The organism is Brumimicrobium sp. (genome assembly GCF_048268645.1).
Classification (GTDB): domain Bacteria; phylum Bacteroidota; class Bacteroidia; order Flavobacteriales_D; family Crocinitomicaceae; genus Brumimicrobium; species Brumimicrobium ulvae.
Window position 1 is genome coordinate 32,875 of the sequence record NZ_JBLWVE010000007.1, and the last position, 18,466, is coordinate 51,340.

Sequence of the window (18,466 nt, forward strand, 5' to 3'; positions counted from 1 at the left end):
AAAACTGCCCCTTCAGGGCGTTTGATTACACAAAGCTGATTGGAAACAACAATTAAAAATATTAGATATATCTATTTAAAAGAGTAATCTTTCAGATTTAAGACAATCTAAACGGGCTCAGAACTCTGTTCAACTCGACAAAATGTAACGCGTTCCGCATGAATTAACCATACCTTGCAACTACACCTCTTTTAAATCCAATTTTATAACTAAAACATCATTTAAAAAGATTAAATTTGCAACTATAAAATAACATTCTAACAACACATATAATGATTCATTTCTTTGGAAACACAAACGGTAAAGTATTTGCTGTTCAAACAACAAAAGAATTATCAACTGAGACCACTGCTAAATTGGTGTGGTTATTTGGCGACGCGCCAAAAATAGAACAAGCATCTCTCGATGCTTTTTTTGTTGGACCACGTGCGGCTATGATTAGTCCTTGGAGCACCAATGCAGTTGAGATTACACAGAACATGGGGATCTCTGACATCATTCGTATTGAAGAATTTCAAGCGGTAGATAAAGACACCAAAGATTTCGACCCTATGATTTCTGAAAAATACAATGGACTTCACCAAGATTCATTTGACATTCAAATCGAACCAGAACCCATTTTGGAAATCGAAGACATTGCAGCCTATAACGAAAAAGAAGGTTTGGCATTGAACGACGAAGAAATTGAATATTTGGAAAATATGTCCGAGAAAATCGGTCGTCCTTTAACAGATTCAGAAGTTTTTGGATTTTCACAAGTGAATTCAGAGCACTGTCGCCACAAGATTTTTAATGGGACTTTTGTTATTGATGGAGAAGAAAAAGACAAATCATTGTTTAGAATGATTCGTGACACGTCAAATAAAAATCCAAACGGAATTGTTTCTGCTTATAAGGATAATGTTGCTTTTGTAAAAGGACCAAAAGTGGAGCAATTCGCACCTTTACGTGCTGATATTCCTGAATATTACAACATCAAAGATTTCGAATCAGTTATTTCATTAAAAGCTGAAACACATAATTTCCCAACAACTGTGGAGCCATTCAACGGTGCTGCAACAGGCTCTGGAGGAGAAATTAGAGACCGATTAGCCGGCGGAAAAGGTGCTTTGCCTTTAGCAGGAACAGCGGTTTACATGACTTCTTATTCTAGACTAGAGAAAGAACGTCCATGGGAGCAAGCTTTCGAAGAAAGAAAATGGTTGTACCAAACGCCAATGGATATTTTAATCAAAGCGTCGAATGGTGCTTCAGATTTCGGAAATAAATTTGGTCAACCTTTAATTTCAGGTTCTGTTTTAACCTTCGAACACCACGACAAAGACAATAAAGATGCAGATGCCGATCTTAGAAAATTAGGTTTCGATAAAGTCATCATGCAAGCCGGTGGAATTGGATACGGAAAAGCAGATCAAGCAATAAAAGACACGCCAAAAGACGGTGATAAAATCGTCATTTTAGGGGGTGAAAACTACCGTATTGGAATGGGGGGGGCAGCAGTTTCTAGTGCTGATACTGGAGAATTTTCTTCAGGAATCGAATTGAACGCGGTACAACGCTCTAACCCAGAAATGCAAAAACGTGCAGCTAATGCTGTTCGTGGAATGGTTGAAAGTGATGAAAACCTCATCGTTTCAATTCATGACCATGGTGCAGGTGGTCACCTGAACTGCCTAAGTGAATTGGTTGAAGATACTGGAGGATTAATCGATTTGGATAAACTTCCAGTTGGAGACCCAACGCTTTCTGCAAAAGAAATTATCGGAAACGAATCTCAAGAACGTATGGGGCTTGTGATTGCTGAAAAGCATATAGAGACACTTCAAAAAATTGCAGATCGTGAACGTTCGCCAATGTACACCGTTGGAGACGTAAAAAACAACAATCGTTTTACTTTCGAATCAAAAACCACAGGTGAAAAGCCAATGGACTTGGCACTGATTGATATGTTTGGAAGTTCACCAAAAACAATCATGACAGACAGCACAGTAAAACGTGTTTATTCTGATCTGGATTACAAAAAAGAAAAATTTTACGACTACTTAGACCAGTTATTGCAACTAGAAGCAGTGGCTTCAAAAGATTGGTTAACGAATAAAGTAGACCGCTGTGTGGGTGGTAAAGTAGCCAAACAACAATGCGCTGGTCCTTTACAATTGCCTTTGAATAACGTTGGGGTGATGGCCTTGGACTACAAAGGGAAAGAAGGAGTTGCCACTACAATCGGACATGCTCCTATTGCTGCACTAATTGATCCTGCTGCTGGAAGTAGAAATGCAATTACAGAATCTTTAACCAACATCATTTGGGCACCTTTAGAAGAAGGTTTAAAAAGCGTATCATTATCTGCTAACTGGATGTGGCCGTGTAAAAACCCAGGTGAAGATGCACGTTTGTACAAAGCAGTCGAAGCGGTTTCCGATTTTTCAATCGCTTTGGGAATCAATGTTCCTACAGGAAAGGATTCTTTATCGATGAAACAAAAATACCCTGATGATGAAGTAATATCTCCAGGAACAGTAATCATCTCAGCAGCTGGACATTGTAATGCGATCTCAAAAGTAGTTGAGCCTGTTTTCAAAAAAGAAGGCGGTCCAATTTACTACATTAACATTTCACAGGATGATTTCAAATTGGGCGGAAGTTCATTCTCTCAAATTATTGGAAAACTCGGAAATGAAGCACCAGATGTAAAAGACGCTGGATATGTAAAAACGGTTTTCAACACCATTCAAGATTTAATTCAAAAAGAACACATCATTGCTGGCCATGACGTGGCTTCAGGAGGGTTAATCACTACCCTATTGGAAATGTGTTTTGCCGATAACAACATCGGAGCAGAATATGATTTAACATCATTAAAAGAAGAAGATTCATTTAAAATCTTGTTTGCTGAGAATTCAGGAATTGTTTTCCAAGCGAAAGATGCGAGTGTAGCGAAAGAATTAGAGGCAAACAACATCACCTTCCACGAAATTGGAAAAGTAGTAGAAAACGATTTTGTGAGCATCATCAACGGAACAGATGCCTTCACAATGACCGTTTCCGAATTGCGTGATACTTGGTTTAAAACTTCTTATTTACTAGACCAAAAACAAACGGCAAACGGATTAGCAAAAGACCGTTACGAAAACTATAAAAATCAAGCGTTAAATTATACTTTCCCAGAGCATTTCACAGGGAAGCTTCCAGAATTAGACACGACAAAAGCACGTCCTAAAGCGGCTATTTTACGTGAAAAAGGAAGTAACAGTGAGCGAGAAATGGCCAATGCAATGTATTTGGCTGGGTTTGATGTGAAAGACATACACATGACGGACTTGATTGAGGGACGTGAAAACTTAGAAGACATTCAATTTATCGGAGCAGTTGGAGGATTCTCTAACTCTGATGTTTTGGGTTCTGCAAAAGGTTGGGCCGGTGCTTTCTTACACAATGAAAAAGCAAAAGCAGCTTTGGAAAATTTCTTCAAACGTGAAGACACACTTTCAGTGGGAATTTGTAATGGTTGTCAATTATGGATGGAACTAGATTTAGTCAACCCAGACCACGACAAGCACGGAAAAATGACCTACAACGATTCTAAAAAACACGAAAGTGGGTTCACTTCTGTGAAAATCCAAGAAAACAACTCTGTAATGCTTTCTTCATTAGCTGGAACAACATTAGGAGTTTGGATTTCACACGGTGAAGGAAAATTTGATTTACCTTACAGCGAAGACAAATACAACATCGTAGCGAAATACGGATACGAACACTATCCAGCGAACCCAAATGGTTCAGATTTCAACACCGCGATGATGTGCGACGCTTCAGGAAGACACTTGGTAACGATGCCACACATCGAACGTTCTACTTTCCAATGGAACTGGGCGAACTATCCAGATGGCAGAAAAGACGAAGTGACTCCTTGGTTGGAGGCATTTGTGAATGCTAGAAAGTGGATTGAAGAGAAGTAAGCATTTTGCATAAATATTTTGAGAAGGAGTTTCAGCAATGAGACTCCTTTTTTTTTTGTGGTTTTAGCGACATTGGTTGTAAATAATTGAAACAACCAATTGGCATATCATGGCAGGATTTCCAATATTCACAGATAATCAAGAATCAGATTTGCATTAGCCCTTTTGTTATCTTAAATTAAATCCTATATCTTTGATTTATGGAAATGAATATTCAAAATGCCAAAATTGAACTGATTCAATGGTTAACGACTTTGGAGGATGGTGATTTGATTCAAAAAATAATTGAATTGAGACGCAGTGAAACTAAAGATTGGTCAGATGAATTGTCTGATCCTGAGAAAAAATCAATTGAATTAGGATTATCTGATGCTGATAATGGGAAATTAAAACCAAATTCAGAAGCAAAAAAGATATATGGAAAGTGGTTATAACATTTTTTGGACTGATCACGCTTTATCTGAATTAGCTGACACTTATGAGTATTTAGAGCTAAACTTTACACCGAGAGAAATGAAAAATCTTTCATTAGAAATAGATCAGGTACTTCAACTAATATCAAAAAAACCTAAACTATTTCCTATTTCCGAATCGCTTGAAATCAGAAAAGTTGTAATCAAAAAGTACAATACTATGTATTACAAAGTGAACAAAAATCAAATCGAAATTATTTCATTCTTTTCTAATCGACAAAGTCCAGAGAGAACACCTGAATAGTACATGAACGAAAGGTTTTTTTTTGAATGACAGGAAATGGTTTGAGACTCAAGAAACGTTTTAAGAATATATTTTGAGAAGGAGTTTCAGCAATGAGACTCCTTTTTTTGATTCAATTTTATCCATAAAAAAAAACTGCTTATTTCAGAAAATAAGCAGTTTAGAAATCAACAATACAATCTATTTTTCTACAGGCTGTATATTTCTTTTCTCTTTTTTAATAGAATGGCGTTCAACTTTCTTTTGTTCAACACGTTTCTCTTTTCTTTCCTTTTTCATTTCTTCAAGTTTCTGACGTTGTTCTTCGGTTAGAACCTCTGCCATTTGTGCTTTCTTATCTAAACGAAGTTTTTTAAGGGCTTCTTTTTTAGCATCTTCTGGCATTTCAGAATTATTTTTAATTTTTCGGGATTCTAAAACATGGTTTTTATGAATTTTATCCACTTGTTCTCTTTGTTCCTCCGATAAATCTAATTCTTCAGCAAGCTTTTCCATGCGTTGCTCCTTTTTCATTTTTGGTTTTTCAACAGCTTTTTGTTCTTGTGCAAATACTGAAGAACCAGCTAAAATTCCTATTCCAAGTAAAACGATTTTAATTTTTTTCATGACTTATAATTTTATTAGTTAATTGCAATAAGACAAACAAAGTGCCAAACTACTTTAATACAACGAATTAAAAAAGCAACCTATTATTTAGCACCTCCTTTTTATTCGACAAAATAAACCCTCACCTCTGCTGTATCATTCAAAAAGTTAGTCTTACCAATTTCAAAACGAATAATTTCTAAACCTGTTCTAAGTTCTAAATCAAGTTTCATTTCATCGTACTTCTCCGGGGTAATTAAATCAATTTTCTCATAAATTACTGTGCGCATTTGCTCATTATTTTTCCACCAAAAGAATTCTAACCCAGCTGTAATCAACAATGCAGTACCATTCAGCAACAAAACTTCCAATAAACTGATTTCTTGTGTAGCCAATGAATTGATTACCGAAAGTCCAATCACCACAAACAAATAAGTCATTTCTTTGATCTCGATTGTTTGAGTTCGGTAGCGAATGATTCCAAAGATGGCAAATAATCCCAGCCCCATCCCTACTCCGATGTCTAGCTTTTTCAATGCGAAAGTGAGAAAGAAAGTCACCAAACCGATCAACAAATATGTGAATACATAATCCTTCCTTTTGGTTTTTGGATAATAAACAAACCTGATGATCAAAGTCAGAAAAAAGAAATTCAATAGCAGCCTAAAGAGCAAACTATAAATATCCTTATTATAGAATTGTATATTAAAAATATCTTGAAGGCTACTAGTTGTATCAAATAGCATTTTTATAAGTGTTTAATTTTTGAATAATATATTTAAAATTATTGTATTTGATTTCCTCTTTTGGAAAAAGTAGAACCGAACCCACACAATATTTACTGAATCGGAAAGGTCGTATTTTATTTTGATTCATCACTTGAAAAGCAGGAGACATCCTATTTAATTCTTCTTGTTTCAATTCTACAATAACAACATCACCAACAGGTTTCTTTACTTCTCCTTTAGTGTAGGTTACTCCAACATCAATCGTTAAACGCTCCTTCAAGGCGGTGCTAGCCAAAGTTATACGGTGATACTCATTAACCAATACAGGATAAAGTTTTACTTTTGTACCGATTACACTTTGAACTAAATCCATTTCCTTTTTTCCCAGGTCGTCGACAAATTGCTCTACTAAAAAACGTTGTTTAATCGTTCTGTTTTTACACCTCTCTTTTATTTCAAAATAGGTGGTTTTTGTAGATGAATATTTGCGGTATCTCACTTTAAAACGGTGATTTTTGTGGTTGTGATGATCCAGATAAAACCTTCTATCATCGGAGTCAAAATAAAAATTTTCATACTTTGAAATCCTTTGGTTTTCGATTTCCAAGACATGATAATGGTCTTTTAATTCTTCAAGCAATTTGGGCAACAAAGAAAAGTTTACCAAAAATTTGGAATCCACCCTATTCATAAGGTCAGCATCTAAAAGCTTTTCTAAACTAATGCTTTCAAACTGATGGAGTATTTGTGTAAGGTTTTTCATTTATTTGAATAAAAATAAGCATTGTGTAATGAATATGACCTTTTTTGAAGAAAAACATCCTCTAAAACTTTATCCCTTAAGATAATCCTATTACTTTAGTGCCCCATACAAGGCGATGAGTTTTCGTATGGGTGAATGCCAATGTTACTTCTTTAAGCAACTCTCTTTTAAAAGGATGAGCTTATATTTTTCTCTTAAGGTGAAATAAAAGAAGATTAACAAGGTAAAATTGGTTAATTAAAACTCAGTATGAAAAAAGAATTTACATTTTCTTACCGTCATTTAAAGTCTATTGATGAATTAACTGACGATCAAAAGAAAGTTTTTGCCGCTGCTGAAAAAGCATGTAAAAAAGCTTATGCGCCTTATTCTAAATTTAAAGTTGGGGCAGCACTTTTACTTAATGATGATACCTTAGTTCTAGGTAGTAATCAAGAAAACAAGGCTTATCCTGCTGGACTCTGTGCAGAACGCGTGGCTTTATTTTCGTATGGTGCACAACACAATACACAAGGCATAAAAATATTAGCCATCACCAGCAATGGTTCTATGTTAAAAAACGATCAATTCTTTTCCCCTTGCGGTGGATGTCGTCAAGTCATGGCAGAATACGCCTCTATGCAAGAAGCTCCTTATGAAATTTTAATTAAAAATGAGGATGGCAGCTTTTTGATTTTTGAGAGTATTTACAACTTACTCCCATTTACATTCGGCACAAAATAAAGGAATGCAAAACAGTTGTTTAACTGTATTCAATGGATTCAACGCCTACAAAAACCAAAGTAAAATCAGCTAAATTGTTAATTCTGTTTTAAAATTGACTCTTTAAAATTATATAAATTCTATATTTGTCTATTCGAATTAAACTGTATTAAATTATGGCAGCAAAATCATCACAAACGCCTAAGAAAACCACGAAGAAGGAAGCGGCTTCAAAAAAAATAAAGTTCTCGAAAGAAACTTATATCAAATGGTATAAGGATATGCTTTTAATGAGAAAATTTGAAGAGAAGGCTGGACAATTATATATCCAACAAAAATTTGGTGGTTTCTGTCACTTATATATTGGTCAAGAAGCTATCGTAGCTGGAACAGTAAGTGCTACTAGACCAACAGATTTGCACATGACAGCCTACCGTGACCATGCGCATCCAATCGGACTAGGAACAGATGTTCGTCGCTTGATGGCTGAATTATATGGTCGTCAAACAGGTGTTTCTAAAGGAAAAGGAGGCTCAATGCACTTTTTTGATAAGGAAAAAAACTTTTTAGGTGGACATGGTATTGTTGGGGCACAAATTCCAATGGGTGCTGGTGTTGCTTTCGCTGAGAAATACAAAGGAACAGATAACGTAACAATGGTTTCTTTTGGTGATGGAGCAGCTCGTCAAGGTGCGCTTCATGAGACATTTAATATGGCGATGCTTTGGAAGTTACCTGTAATTTTCATCGTTGAAAATAACAATTACGCCATGGGAACTTCTGTTGAACGTACAACTAACGTAATGGATTTATCAAAATTAGGTTCTTCTTACGAAATGCCTTCTTTTTCTGTAAACGGTATGTCTCCAGAAGATGTACACGAGGCTGTTGCAATGGCTGCAGAGCGTGCACGAAAAGGAGATGGACCAACATTGTTAGACATTAAAACCTACCGATACAAAGGGCACTCAATGTCTGATCCTCAAAAATACAGAACAAAGGACGAAGTAAAAGAATACCAATCAAAGGATCCAATAGAACACTGTTTGAAGGTAATCAGAGACAATAAATATCTTACAGAAGAAGAGATTAAAGATATCCAATCGTGGGTAACAAATGAAATTACAGAGGCAATTGAGTTTGCTGAGCAATCTGAATACCCAACAAAAGATGAATTGTACAAAGATGTGTACAAGACAGAGGGTTATCCATTTATTATTGAATACTAAAAAATTAAAGAATTATGGCTGAGGTTATTTTAATGCCAAAATTATCAGATACGATGACTGAAGGTGTCGTTGCAGAATGGCACAAAAAGGTTGGAGATGACGTAGAATCTGGTGAATTACTCGCAGAAATCGAGACAGACAAAGCAACAATGGAGTTTGAATCATTTTATGATGGAAAACTTTTATATATAGGGATTGAAAAAGGTCAAACTGCACCGGTCAACGACATTCTAGCTATCATTGGTGAAGAAGGCGAAGACATTGAGAAGTTAATCGAAGAAGCAAAACAATCTAGTAGCGCAGATGCCTCAGAGGACGACAGTTCAGAAACTGTAGAGAAAAAAGAGGTTGTTGAAGAGAAAACGCAAACAGAAAGCAAACCTGCTGCCAAAGAAACACCTGCAGCTCCAGTTACAAGCGGAGATGGTGGAAGAATCTTTGTTTCTCCTCTAGCGAAAAAATTAGCTGAAGAAAAAAACATCGATCTGAATACAGTAAAAGGATCAGGAGAAAACGGACGTATCGTTAAACGCGATATTGAAAATTACGTTCCTTACGAAAGACCTCAAGGTAGTGCACAAGTTGCAGCTAGCGGTCCTGCTTTAACAGAATCTTACACAGATGAAAATATTTCTCAAATGCGTAAAACCATTGCGAAGCGTTTAGCAGAAAGTAAATTCACTGCCCCTCACTTCTATTTGACTTTGGATATTGACATGGACAATGCAATTGCTGCGCGTAAAGCAGTAAACGCAAATGAAGACGTCCGCATTTCATTCAACGACATGGTCATTAAAGCTTGTGCTGTTGCATTAAGAAAACATCCTGCTGTAAATAGTGCTTGGTTGGGCGATAAGATTCGTAAATACAATCACATCAATATTGGTGTAGCAGTTGCTGTTGAAGATGGATTATTGGTTCCAGTTGTACGTTTTGCAGATACAAAAGGACTGATGACAATTGGTTCGGAAGTAAGAGAATTTGCAAAGAAAGCAAAAGACAAAAAGCTTCAACCACAAGATTGGGAAGGGAATACCTTTACAATTTCTAACTTAGGAATGTTCAACATTGAAGAATTTACTGCCATTATTAATCCACCAGACAGTTGTATTTTAGCGATTGGAGCAATTAAACAAGTACCAGTTGTTAAAGATGGACAAGTTGTTCCAGGTAACGTTATGCGTGTAACACTTTCTTGTGACCACAGAGTGGTTGATGGTGTGACAGGGTCTGAATTCCTAAACACGTTTAAGTCTTACATGGAAAACCCAATGATGATGCTGGTTTAATTTTGTTTAGAAAGTCCGTTATCGGCGTTGCAAGAAGTTTTAAAAACAGTCATTGACAAATGTCAACTCCTTGATTTTTAAAACTACTTGCGCCTTGCTAACAAACTTTCTAATTCAAAATTTTGGATTTCTAATTCCATAAAATCTTTTTGAGAGTCCAGACTTTTTCGTTTGGACTTTTTTTATTTATAGAAGTTCATTGCACAAAACTTTTCTTTTGCATACTTCTGCAAGGTTTCTAAATCATCGAAAGTGCTCTACCTCTATATTCTACGAAAAAACTCTACAAATCTCTGTAAAATCTTCAAGAACCGAAGGAGCTCCCTACATCTCAAAAACTTTACGTTCCTCCGCTCCTCCGAATCTCTGAGTAATTCTTCCTCAGTGAATCTCTGTAAAAACCCTCCCCTTTATCTCTGTGTAAAAACTCGAGTGCCACCGGCACTCTCTATACCCCAACAGCTCTGCGAACCTCTGCTCCTCTGCGAAAAACCTCCGGGATCTCTGCGGTAAAAAATTGAGGTGAAAATAAAAAAGCCATACCTCTCAGTACAGCTTTTCAAATATTATATAAAGTTCAAATTACGCTACAACCTCATCAGCTGTAAAGTGAAATTCTCCTTCGATTTTTGCATTCTCATCAGAATCTGAACCGTGAACTGCATTTTCTCCCATTGAAGTTGCATATTTCTTACGGATTGTTCCTTCTGCTGCTTCTGCTGGATTAGTTGCACCAATTAAAGCACGGAAATCTGCTACAGCGTTATCTTTCTCTAAAATTGCAGCAACGATAGGTCCTGATGTCATAAACTCAACCAACTCTCCATAGAAAGGACGCTCACTGTGAACAGCATAAAATTCTTTTGCTTGTTCTTCTGTCAATTGCGTATATTTCATCGCTTTAATTTCAAATCCTCCATCAGTAATCATTTGGATAATGTTTCCGATGTTACCAGCCTTAACTGCGTCTGGTTTAATCATTGTAAAAGTTCTATTCGTTGCCATTTTAATGTGTTTTTCTAATTGTGGCGCAAAAATAGTGAATTAGAATTGAATAAGTAGATTTCTAAAGATATATTTTACTGTTATAATGGACGGAAATTTTTCATGACTTTTATCAATCTATTTTTATGACTGCTTCGTAAAGTTCGTCTGAACAAAGGTCAACCAAAGGAAAAGTTATTTCTTTTTTATTGGTCTGATAATCATTAATAAAGTAACTTACATTCATTAATGGATCCTTTCCATAAGTGGGACTGTTCATATAAATACAATTCCAAACAGTATCTAAAACTCCGCTTTCAAATGGACCTGGAATCTTTTTCATCCAATGTTCTGCTCCATTTTGAGGATAATTCCAATCATAATAATGCAAAGTGTCGAGGTTTGTATATGCGTTTGAAACATTTAAACTTAAAATAAAGTTGAATGGTGGCACCCCCCAAAACACTTCCCCTAAATCCAAGTTTTTCATAGCGGGTATTCCTTCTAAAATAGGACCATTTTTCAATATTTCCATATCTAAAGAATTGGCGTCTTTACGGTTATAAACTACCTCGAAATAACCCTCAGCATCTGTATTAAAAGATAAGACCATTCCTTTTTGTCCAAACAATGGTTGACCGTGTTGCTTAAATGATACATCCGTTACATTCGCAGCTGGAACACCACAATCATGCATTAAACGGCCTTTAACTGTATATTTGATTTCATTGCTTTTATCACAAGCAAACAGGAAGCATGTTAGTAAAAGTGCAGTGAGTATATATTTTATTGTTTTCATGGGTGTTGGTTTTGAGCACTTAACAATGTAGATAAAAATAAAGTTGCAAAAAGTAGAATCAATCTTTTTTTGTTGCTTGTTACTGAAAATAGTTATTTCCTTCATAATAGTAATGTATTGATTGATACTCAAACTTATAGTCTATTTATAATAAAACCAAATATTTAACCTACTAAAATTGATTTCATTTTCTTTTAACATCCTCAGTCCCTGACGCTTCCTTCATTTCATGTTGAACACTTCTATAAATCGTGTTGAAATCGAGAAATGATTAACTTTCAAAAAGGGAAATGATGTATTGATTCTCCGTCTTCTTACCACTAAGAATTTTAATGGATATCTTGCTTGATAGTCAACCTTTAAGTTAAAACCCTCAATCTGTAAGACTTTTATTGTAAAAATTGAAATTCAAAAGATATATATAAAGATTTCTCGTCATCCCAATAAATTGGGATTCTGTCGAAAAGACAGGTTTCAGGCTAGGTCAAATGGAAAAAAGAAGAAAAGCTCAGCTTTTCTTCTTTTTTCCTAACTTACCCCACACGACTGTCATTTCGATCATTCCAAAATCTTTGATTTTTGGGATGGAGAAATCTTATAAAAATGTTACTGGTATAGTCGCAAGGAATCACATGATTTAATTCAATTCCTAATGAAAGATGTCTACGTTACATAAGTCACCTAAATTTCAACTAGAATTCTAGACTTTTGTAAAAAATATTAATCACGAGAGAAAAATATACAAAATGCATTTACTAAAAAAGTACCTGCCTATTTTAGACTGGCTTCCGAATTACAAAAAGAAAAACCTACAAGGCGATTTATCTGCTGGATTAACGGTTGGAATCATGCTTATTCCTCAAGGAATGGCTTACGCAATGTTGGCTGGACTAGATCCTATTCATGGTTTATACGCAGTAACGGTTCCTATTCTATTGTATGCTATTTTCGGAACATCCAGACAATTGGCGGTTGGTCCGGTAGCTATGGTTTCTTTACTTACCGCTGCGGGAATCGGTGCATTAAATCCTAGTTCCCCCGAACAATATTTATTGTATGCCTTAACCCTTGCCTTCATGATTGGATTGATTCAATTTGGAATGGGAGTTTTGCGCTTCGGGTTCTTTGTCAACTTCCTATCACATCCTGTAATTAACGGATTTACTTCTGCAGCAGCAATTATCATCGGATTGAGTCAAGCCAAGCATCTTTTTGGAATTGAGCTACCAAGAAGTGAATACTTTCAGGACATCATGGTAAACATTTACCATAACATCGGTGGAATAAATTGGACGGCCTTTGCAATAGGACTGGGTGGAATCATCATTATTAAATTCGGAAAGAAAATTCACAAAAGTCTGCCCACACCACTTTTAGCGGTAGTCTTTGGTATTTTATTGGTTTGGGGATTTGGACTTACCGCAAATGGCGTTTCAGTTCTAGGTGAAGTTCCTTCGGGACTCCCAGGCTTATCATCGCCTTCATTCTCTATGGAAACGTGGAGTGTTTTACTCCCAATTGCCATCACTATTTCATTGGTGAGTTTTGCTGAAAGCTTTGCGGTTGCCAAGATTATTCAAGGCAAACATAAAGATTATAAGTTGGACGCCAACCAAGAGCTTATTGGCTTGGGAATGGCAAACTTTGGAGCAGCATTCTTTATGGGATATCCCGTTACAGGTGGATTCTCAAGAACAGCTGTGAATGACCAAGCAGGTGCAAAAACAGCCTTAGCCTCAATCATCAGTGTTGCATTAATCATCATCACATTATTGTTTTTAACTGAGTTGTTTTTCTACTTGCCGAAATCAATTCTTGCAGCAGTAGTTATGGTAGCTGTTTATGGATTAATTGACGCAAAAACACCGAAAAAGTTATGGAAAACAGACAAAACCGATTTTACTCTCTTGATGATTACTTTTGTTTCTACGCTTACTTTAGGTATTGTAACAGGAATTATCATAGGAATGATTCTTTCTTTAGTTGCGGTTTTATACAAAGTTTCTCGTCCACATATGGCAAAACTAGCACACGTACCGAATACAAATTTCTACAGGAACACACGTCGATTCAAGGAATTAAAAGAAAACAATGACGAACTTTTTATCCGTATTGATGGTCAAATTTACTTTGCAAACATCAGTTTTATTCAAAAACAGGTTGAAGCATGGGAAAAAGAAAAAGCGAATGCCCTTAAAAAAGTAGTGCTCAACTTTGAAAGTGTAATATCTATCGATAGTACTGGGGCACATGAAATCGAAGACTGGATCAACAATTGGCACAAGAAAGGAATAAGCGTTGCTATTGCTGGAGCACGTGGTCCCGTTAGAGACATTCTAGTAAAGTGGAACCTGATCGAAAAACTTGGAGAAGATTACATCTTCATCAACATGCACGATGCTGTACAATATCTAAATAAGACTGAAGAAGCGAACTTGATTGAAAACAAGAAGTATGCGTTACAGAGTAATGTGAATTAAATCCTACACTCCCCTCTTACAAATCCCTTTTGACAAATAGTCGGAAGGGATTTTTTTGTATCTTTCCTTATTGAATTAAAATTTACAAAACCTTGAAAGAAAAACAAACTATAGAAAGTCTAGACCAAGAATTCTGGAACTCCAAATACGAGAATAATTTAGCAGGTTGGGATTTGGGAGAAGTCTCTCCACCGATTAAAGAATATATTGATCAATTACAAATTAAAAAATTAAAGATTTTAATTCCAGGCGCTGGAAATGCTTACGAAGCCAAGTATCTCATCGATAAAGGATTTAGCAATGTAACCGTAATCGATATTGCCCCAAGGCTAATAGATAAGTTAAAACAAGATTTTAAAGGAAATAATGCTATTCAGTTAATCCATGGAGATTTCTTTGAGCACAATGGAAAGTATGACCTAATCTTAGAGCAAACTTTTTTCTGTGCAATTCATCCCTCACTTCGTCTGGATTACATTCAAAAAATGAAATCCCTACTTTCCAAGGACGGAAAGCTATGTGGCGTTTTATTCAATAGAGAATTTATAGGCGGACCTCCATTTGGAGGAAGCAAAGAAGAGTATTTAAACTTAATAGAAGGAAGATTAAAAGTAAATACAATGGAAGTTTGTTATAACTCACACCCTGCAAGAAAAAACACAGAGTTATGGATTAACCTTCAAAAGCATTAAATTTGAAATTAGATTATATGTTGCCTTAGAAAGGTTTAGTCAACGCTATCGTTTTTTAGGTAATTGAGCCTGTTCGAAAAACGATACTTTGACAATGGAACTGATAATTAAAACCAAGCATAACGCAGGATTTGGAAAACTTTTGCAAAGACTGTAACAATTGTAACCGAGATATCATTAATGAATCCCGACCTTTGTACCAGTCAAAAGAAAAAAACTAAAAAAAAAGAAAATATGAACATAGAGCAAATTTACACAGGATGTTTAGCGCAAGGTGCGTACTACATAACAAGTAATGGTGAAGCGGCGATTATTGACCCATTGCGTGAAATTCAACCCTATTTAGAGCGATTAGAAAAAGACGGTGTGAAATTGAAATACATTTTCGAAACACATTTCCACGCAGATTTCGTTTCAGGTCACGTTGATTTAGCGAAAGCTACAGGAGCAGATATCGTTTTTGGTCCAACCGCAGAGACAGAGTTTAATAGCATCATTGCAAAAGATGAGCAAATCTTTGAAATTGGAGACATTAAAATTAAATTAATGCACACTCCAGGTCACACCATGGAAAGTTCAACTTATCTATTGATTGATAAAGATGGAAAAGACCATGCTATTTTCTCAGGAGATACTTTATTCTTAGGAGATGTGGGACGTCCAGATTTGGCACAGAAAGCTGCAAACATGACCCAAGAGCAGTTAGCAGGTCACTTATACGATTCGTTAATGACGAAGATTATGCCTTTAGCAGATGACGTAATCGTTTATCCAGCGCATGGTGCAGGTTCAGCATGTGGTAAAAACATGATGAAAGAAACAGTAGATACTTTAGGAAATCAAAAGAAAGTAAACTACGCATTAAATCAGCCCAACAAGGAAGCATTCATTGAGGCTGTTACAGATGGACTACTACCGCCTCCAGCTTACTTTGGGGCGAACGTGGCGATGAATAAAAAAGGATACCAAAATGTTGATGAAGTAATCAAAACTGGGTTAACTGCATTATCTCCAAAAGAGTTTGAAGCTGCAGCAGAAGGAACTGGCGCTTTGATTCTTGACACACGAGCAAATGGAGATTTCGCAAAAGGATTTATTCCTAACTCAATTAGTATTGGAATCGGTGGTGATTTTGCCCCATGGGTTGGTGCAATGATCGGAGATGTACAACAACCATTACTTTTGGTTGCTGAACCAGGAATGGAAGAGGAAGTTGTAATTCGTCTAAGCCGAGTTGGATTTGACAACGTAGTTGGATACTTGAAAGGAGGCTTTGAGTCTTGGACAAAAGAAGATCGTGAGATTGACAAGGTAGACAGAATTACACCCCAAGAATTCGAAAGTCGATTTAAGCCTGAAGAAAGTGTTGTATTTGATGTGCGTAAAGAATCTGAATACGAAGCAGAGCATGTAGACGAGGCTTTCTCACGTCCTTTATCGAATCTTAACGACTGGATCAGAGAAATCAATCCAAAAGAGCATTTCTTCTTGCACTGTGCTGGAGGATACAGAAGTATGATTGCTGCAAGTATCTTACAATCGAGAGGTTACCGTAACTTCACCGAGATTGAAGGAGGAATGGGAGCAATTGCTAAAACAAACGTACCTAAAACGGACTTCGTTTGTGCTTCAAAAACAATGTCATAATACAAGTAAAATAGCATTTACAGCGGTTCCTACTTTTGAACCGCTGTATTTTACAAACCCATCGGATTTACACCCGATTCAAAACAAAATCAAATGAGCTTTTTAAAACAATTAGGATTAGGAACAATAATGTTAGGAACTATTGTTTTTACAAGTTGTTCAAACTCTCAAACAACAGATACACCGATTGCTAAAAACTCAACGCAAAGCAATTCACAAAAAGAAACAATTAATTTTGAAAATGCTTTTATAGTTGATGTTCGTACACCCGGTGAATTTGCTTCAGGTCAGTTTGAAGGAGCGGTTAACATTCCTGTAAATGAAGTAGAACAAAATCTAAGCAAGTTTGATGGGGAAGAACAAATTGTAGTTTACTGTAGAAGTGGTGCGCGATCTGGGAATGCGAAAAAAATTCTAGAACGCAACGGTTACACCAATATCATTAATGCAATCAACCTATCTCATTTGAACAAGTTAAAAAAGGAACAAGATGGAAAATAACAATAAAATCAAGGTATTGATTCCTACTGATTTCTCAATCGAGGCGGAATATGCTTTTCTGATGGTCAACAATCTATCAAAAAAGGCAAATATGGAAGTTACGTTCTTACATATTTTAAATGTACCCGATACAGTGACTTTAGGTTTGGATAATACCATCAGTACTTGTGGAGAAATAGACGTGAATTTCGTAGAAGTTCAACGCAGCATGGCTTTATCAAAATTAGCCGAACTAAAGGAGAAAAATCCGAGTGTCAAAACAGACCTCATTTTTGGTCACACCACAACAGGAATTATTCGCTATGCTGAAGAAAATAACTTCGACCTTATTGCACTAGGTACCAAAGGTACTTCTGGATTGGCAGAACGCTTTATTGGAAGTAACGCACAATTAATAGCACGTAAATCAGATATTCCAGTATTGACTTTAATGTGCGACCGTTCAGGATTAGAATTAAAAGATATACTCCTGGTTCATAATTTTGAAGAAAATGAACTTCAAAATTTAAAACTAATGAAGCGCATCATAGATATTTTTGATACAAAGCTTCATTTCTTACAAATTGCTTCAAAAAGCGATGATGAAAATCAAATCAAAGAAAACATGGCTGTGTTTGCACAAAAGAACGACTTAGTCAGTTATGAAACGCATGTCATTCACGACCACAATATTGAAGATGGAATCAATCATTTCATGGAATCTCATGATATGGACATCATTTGTATTGGTACGCACGGAAAGGGTGGAATCTTTCACAAAAGTGCAACAGAAACACTGATCAACCACCTTTACAAACCCATTATTTCATACAAAATTAAATAGAAAAAAATGTTAGATTTTATATTACAACCTTGGCCATGGTGGTTCTCAGGGCTCATCCTTGCTGGCATTATGTTCAGCCTATTGTTCTTCGGAAATTCATTTGGATTCTCGGCAAACCTACGTACAATATGCTCTATTGGTGGGGCAGGAAAAAAAGTCAAATTCTTCGATTTTGATTGGAAGAAACAAACTTGGAACCTTGTATTTCTTTTAGGTGCAATCCTAGGAGGATTCATCACCAATCAATACCTTACCTTGCCTGATCAAGTGGTAGACATTTCAGAAAACACTATTCAAGACCTTCAGGCATTAGGTTTTGCAGCACCCACATCCATTCAGCCTTCAGAACTTTTTGATAGTGAAGCGCTATTTACACTTAAAGGATTTTTAATTCTTGCAATTGGTGGATTAATGGTAGGATTTGGTGCACGTTATGCAGGAGGATGTACATCTGGACATGCCATCAGTGGATTAGCTGACCTTCAGCTGCCTTCCTTAATAGCAGTGATAGGGTTCTTTATCGGTGGACTCATCATGACTTTCGGAATATTTCCACTTATTTTTTAAA

Annotated in this window: 17 protein-coding genes; 12 read left to right on the top strand and 5 right to left on the bottom strand. The window is 36.1% G+C overall.

What is annotated here, in order from left to right; genetic code table 11:
- Positions 1-272: 272 nt before the first annotated feature.
- From purL to ACN0U3_RS07335, 3 genes are all read left to right on the top strand, one after another.
- Positions 273-3,959, top strand: coding sequence for a phosphoribosylformylglycinamidine synthase (gene purL, locus ACN0U3_RS07325; RefSeq protein ID WP_417265689.1), 3,687 nt, complete (start codon positions 273-275; stop codon positions 3,957-3,959).
- Positions 3,960-4,159: 200 nt separating this feature from the next.
- Complete coding sequence (locus ACN0U3_RS07330; RefSeq protein WP_299205360.1) at positions 4,160-4,393, top strand: hypothetical protein; 234 nt, start codon at positions 4,160-4,162, stop codon at positions 4,391-4,393.
- The gene (locus ACN0U3_RS07335; RefSeq protein WP_299205357.1) at positions 4,377-4,676 is read left to right on the top strand and encodes a type II toxin-antitoxin system RelE/ParE family toxin; all 300 of its coding nucleotides are present in this window, start codon (positions 4,377-4,379) and stop codon (positions 4,674-4,676) included. Before ACN0U3_RS07330 ends, ACN0U3_RS07335 begins: the two co-directional genes overlap by 17 nt.
- 180 nt (positions 4,677-4,856) lie before the next feature.
- Here the strand turns inward: ACN0U3_RS07335 and ACN0U3_RS07340 are convergent, their stop codons facing one another.
- The 3 genes from ACN0U3_RS07340 to ACN0U3_RS07350 form a co-directional block, all read right to left on the bottom strand.
- On the bottom strand, positions 4,857-5,282 hold the full coding sequence (locus ACN0U3_RS07340; protein ID WP_417265690.1) for a hypothetical protein: 426 nt from the start codon (positions 5,280-5,282) through the stop codon (positions 4,857-4,859).
- Between the two features lie 101 nt (positions 5,283-5,383).
- Positions 5,384-6,007 carry a DUF4956 domain-containing protein gene (locus ACN0U3_RS07345; protein WP_299205351.1) on the bottom strand — a complete coding sequence of 208 codons (624 nt, stop codon included), beginning with the start codon at positions 6,005-6,007 and terminating at the stop codon, positions 5,384-5,386.
- Complete coding sequence (locus ACN0U3_RS07350) at positions 5,997-6,752, bottom strand: polyphosphate polymerase domain-containing protein (protein ID WP_417265691.1); 756 nt, start codon at positions 6,750-6,752, stop codon at positions 5,997-5,999. Before ACN0U3_RS07350 ends, ACN0U3_RS07345 begins: the two co-directional genes overlap by 11 nt.
- A 249-nt stretch (positions 6,753-7,001) precedes the next feature.
- Between ACN0U3_RS07350 and cdd the strand changes: the two genes are divergently transcribed.
- The 3 genes from cdd (at position 7,002) to ACN0U3_RS07365 (ending at position 9,972) form a co-directional block, all read left to right on the top strand.
- Positions 7,002-7,475, top strand: a complete 474-nt coding sequence (gene cdd, locus ACN0U3_RS07355) for a cytidine deaminase (protein ID WP_417265692.1) — start codon at positions 7,002-7,004, stop codon at positions 7,473-7,475.
- Positions 7,476-7,630: 155 nt separating this feature from the next.
- A complete protein-coding gene (gene pdhA / locus ACN0U3_RS07360; protein ID WP_299205342.1) occupies positions 7,631-8,683 on the top strand; it encodes a pyruvate dehydrogenase (acetyl-transferring) E1 component subunit alpha in 1,053 nt (350 codons plus the stop codon).
- 14 nt (positions 8,684-8,697) lie between these two features.
- The gene (locus ACN0U3_RS07365; RefSeq protein ID WP_417265693.1) at positions 8,698-9,972 is read left to right on the top strand and encodes a pyruvate dehydrogenase complex dihydrolipoamide acetyltransferase; all 1,275 of its coding nucleotides are present in this window, start codon (positions 8,698-8,700) and stop codon (positions 9,970-9,972) included.
- Between the two features lie 582 nt (positions 9,973-10,554).
- On the opposite strand, the gene ACN0U3_RS07370 is transcribed toward ACN0U3_RS07365, so the two are convergent.
- Positions 10,555-10,977 carry a nucleoside-diphosphate kinase gene (locus ACN0U3_RS07370; protein ID WP_417265694.1) on the bottom strand — a complete coding sequence of 141 codons (423 nt, stop codon included), beginning with the start codon at positions 10,975-10,977 and terminating at the stop codon, positions 10,555-10,557.
- A 112-nt stretch (positions 10,978-11,089) separates the two neighbouring features.
- Positions 11,090-11,755: a hypothetical protein gene (locus tag ACN0U3_RS07375; RefSeq protein WP_417265695.1), complete on the bottom strand. Its 666-nt coding sequence runs from the start codon at positions 11,753-11,755 to the stop codon at positions 11,090-11,092.
- A gap of 746 nt (positions 11,756-12,501) precedes the next feature.
- Between ACN0U3_RS07375 and ACN0U3_RS07380 the strand changes: the two genes are divergently transcribed.
- The 6 genes from ACN0U3_RS07380 (at position 12,502) to ACN0U3_RS07405 (ending at position 18,465) form a co-directional block, all read left to right on the top strand.
- The gene (locus ACN0U3_RS07380) at positions 12,502-14,235 is read left to right on the top strand and encodes a SulP family inorganic anion transporter (protein ID WP_417265696.1); all 1,734 of its coding nucleotides are present in this window, start codon (positions 12,502-12,504) and stop codon (positions 14,233-14,235) included.
- Positions 14,236-14,327: 92 nt separating this feature from the next.
- Positions 14,328-14,927, top strand: a complete 600-nt coding sequence (locus tag ACN0U3_RS07385) for a methyltransferase domain-containing protein (RefSeq protein ID WP_417265697.1) — start codon at positions 14,328-14,330, stop codon at positions 14,925-14,927.
- Positions 14,928-15,161: 234 nt separating this feature from the next.
- A complete protein-coding gene (locus ACN0U3_RS07390; RefSeq protein ID WP_417265698.1) occupies positions 15,162-16,574 on the top strand; it encodes an MBL fold metallo-hydrolase in 1,413 nt (470 codons plus the stop codon).
- A gap of 93 nt (positions 16,575-16,667) precedes the next feature.
- Positions 16,668-17,075, top strand: coding sequence for a rhodanese-like domain-containing protein (locus tag ACN0U3_RS07395; protein ID WP_417265699.1), 408 nt, complete (start codon positions 16,668-16,670; stop codon positions 17,073-17,075).
- On the top strand, positions 17,065-17,898 hold the full coding sequence (locus tag ACN0U3_RS07400; RefSeq protein WP_417265700.1) for a universal stress protein: 834 nt from the start codon (positions 17,065-17,067) through the stop codon (positions 17,896-17,898). Before ACN0U3_RS07395 ends, ACN0U3_RS07400 begins: the two co-directional genes overlap by 11 nt.
- Positions 17,899-17,904: 6 nt before the next feature.
- Entirely contained in the window at positions 17,905-18,465 is a 561-nt protein-coding gene (locus ACN0U3_RS07405) for a YeeE/YedE family protein (RefSeq protein ID WP_417265701.1), read from the top strand.
- Position 18,466 lies beyond the last annotated feature (1 nt).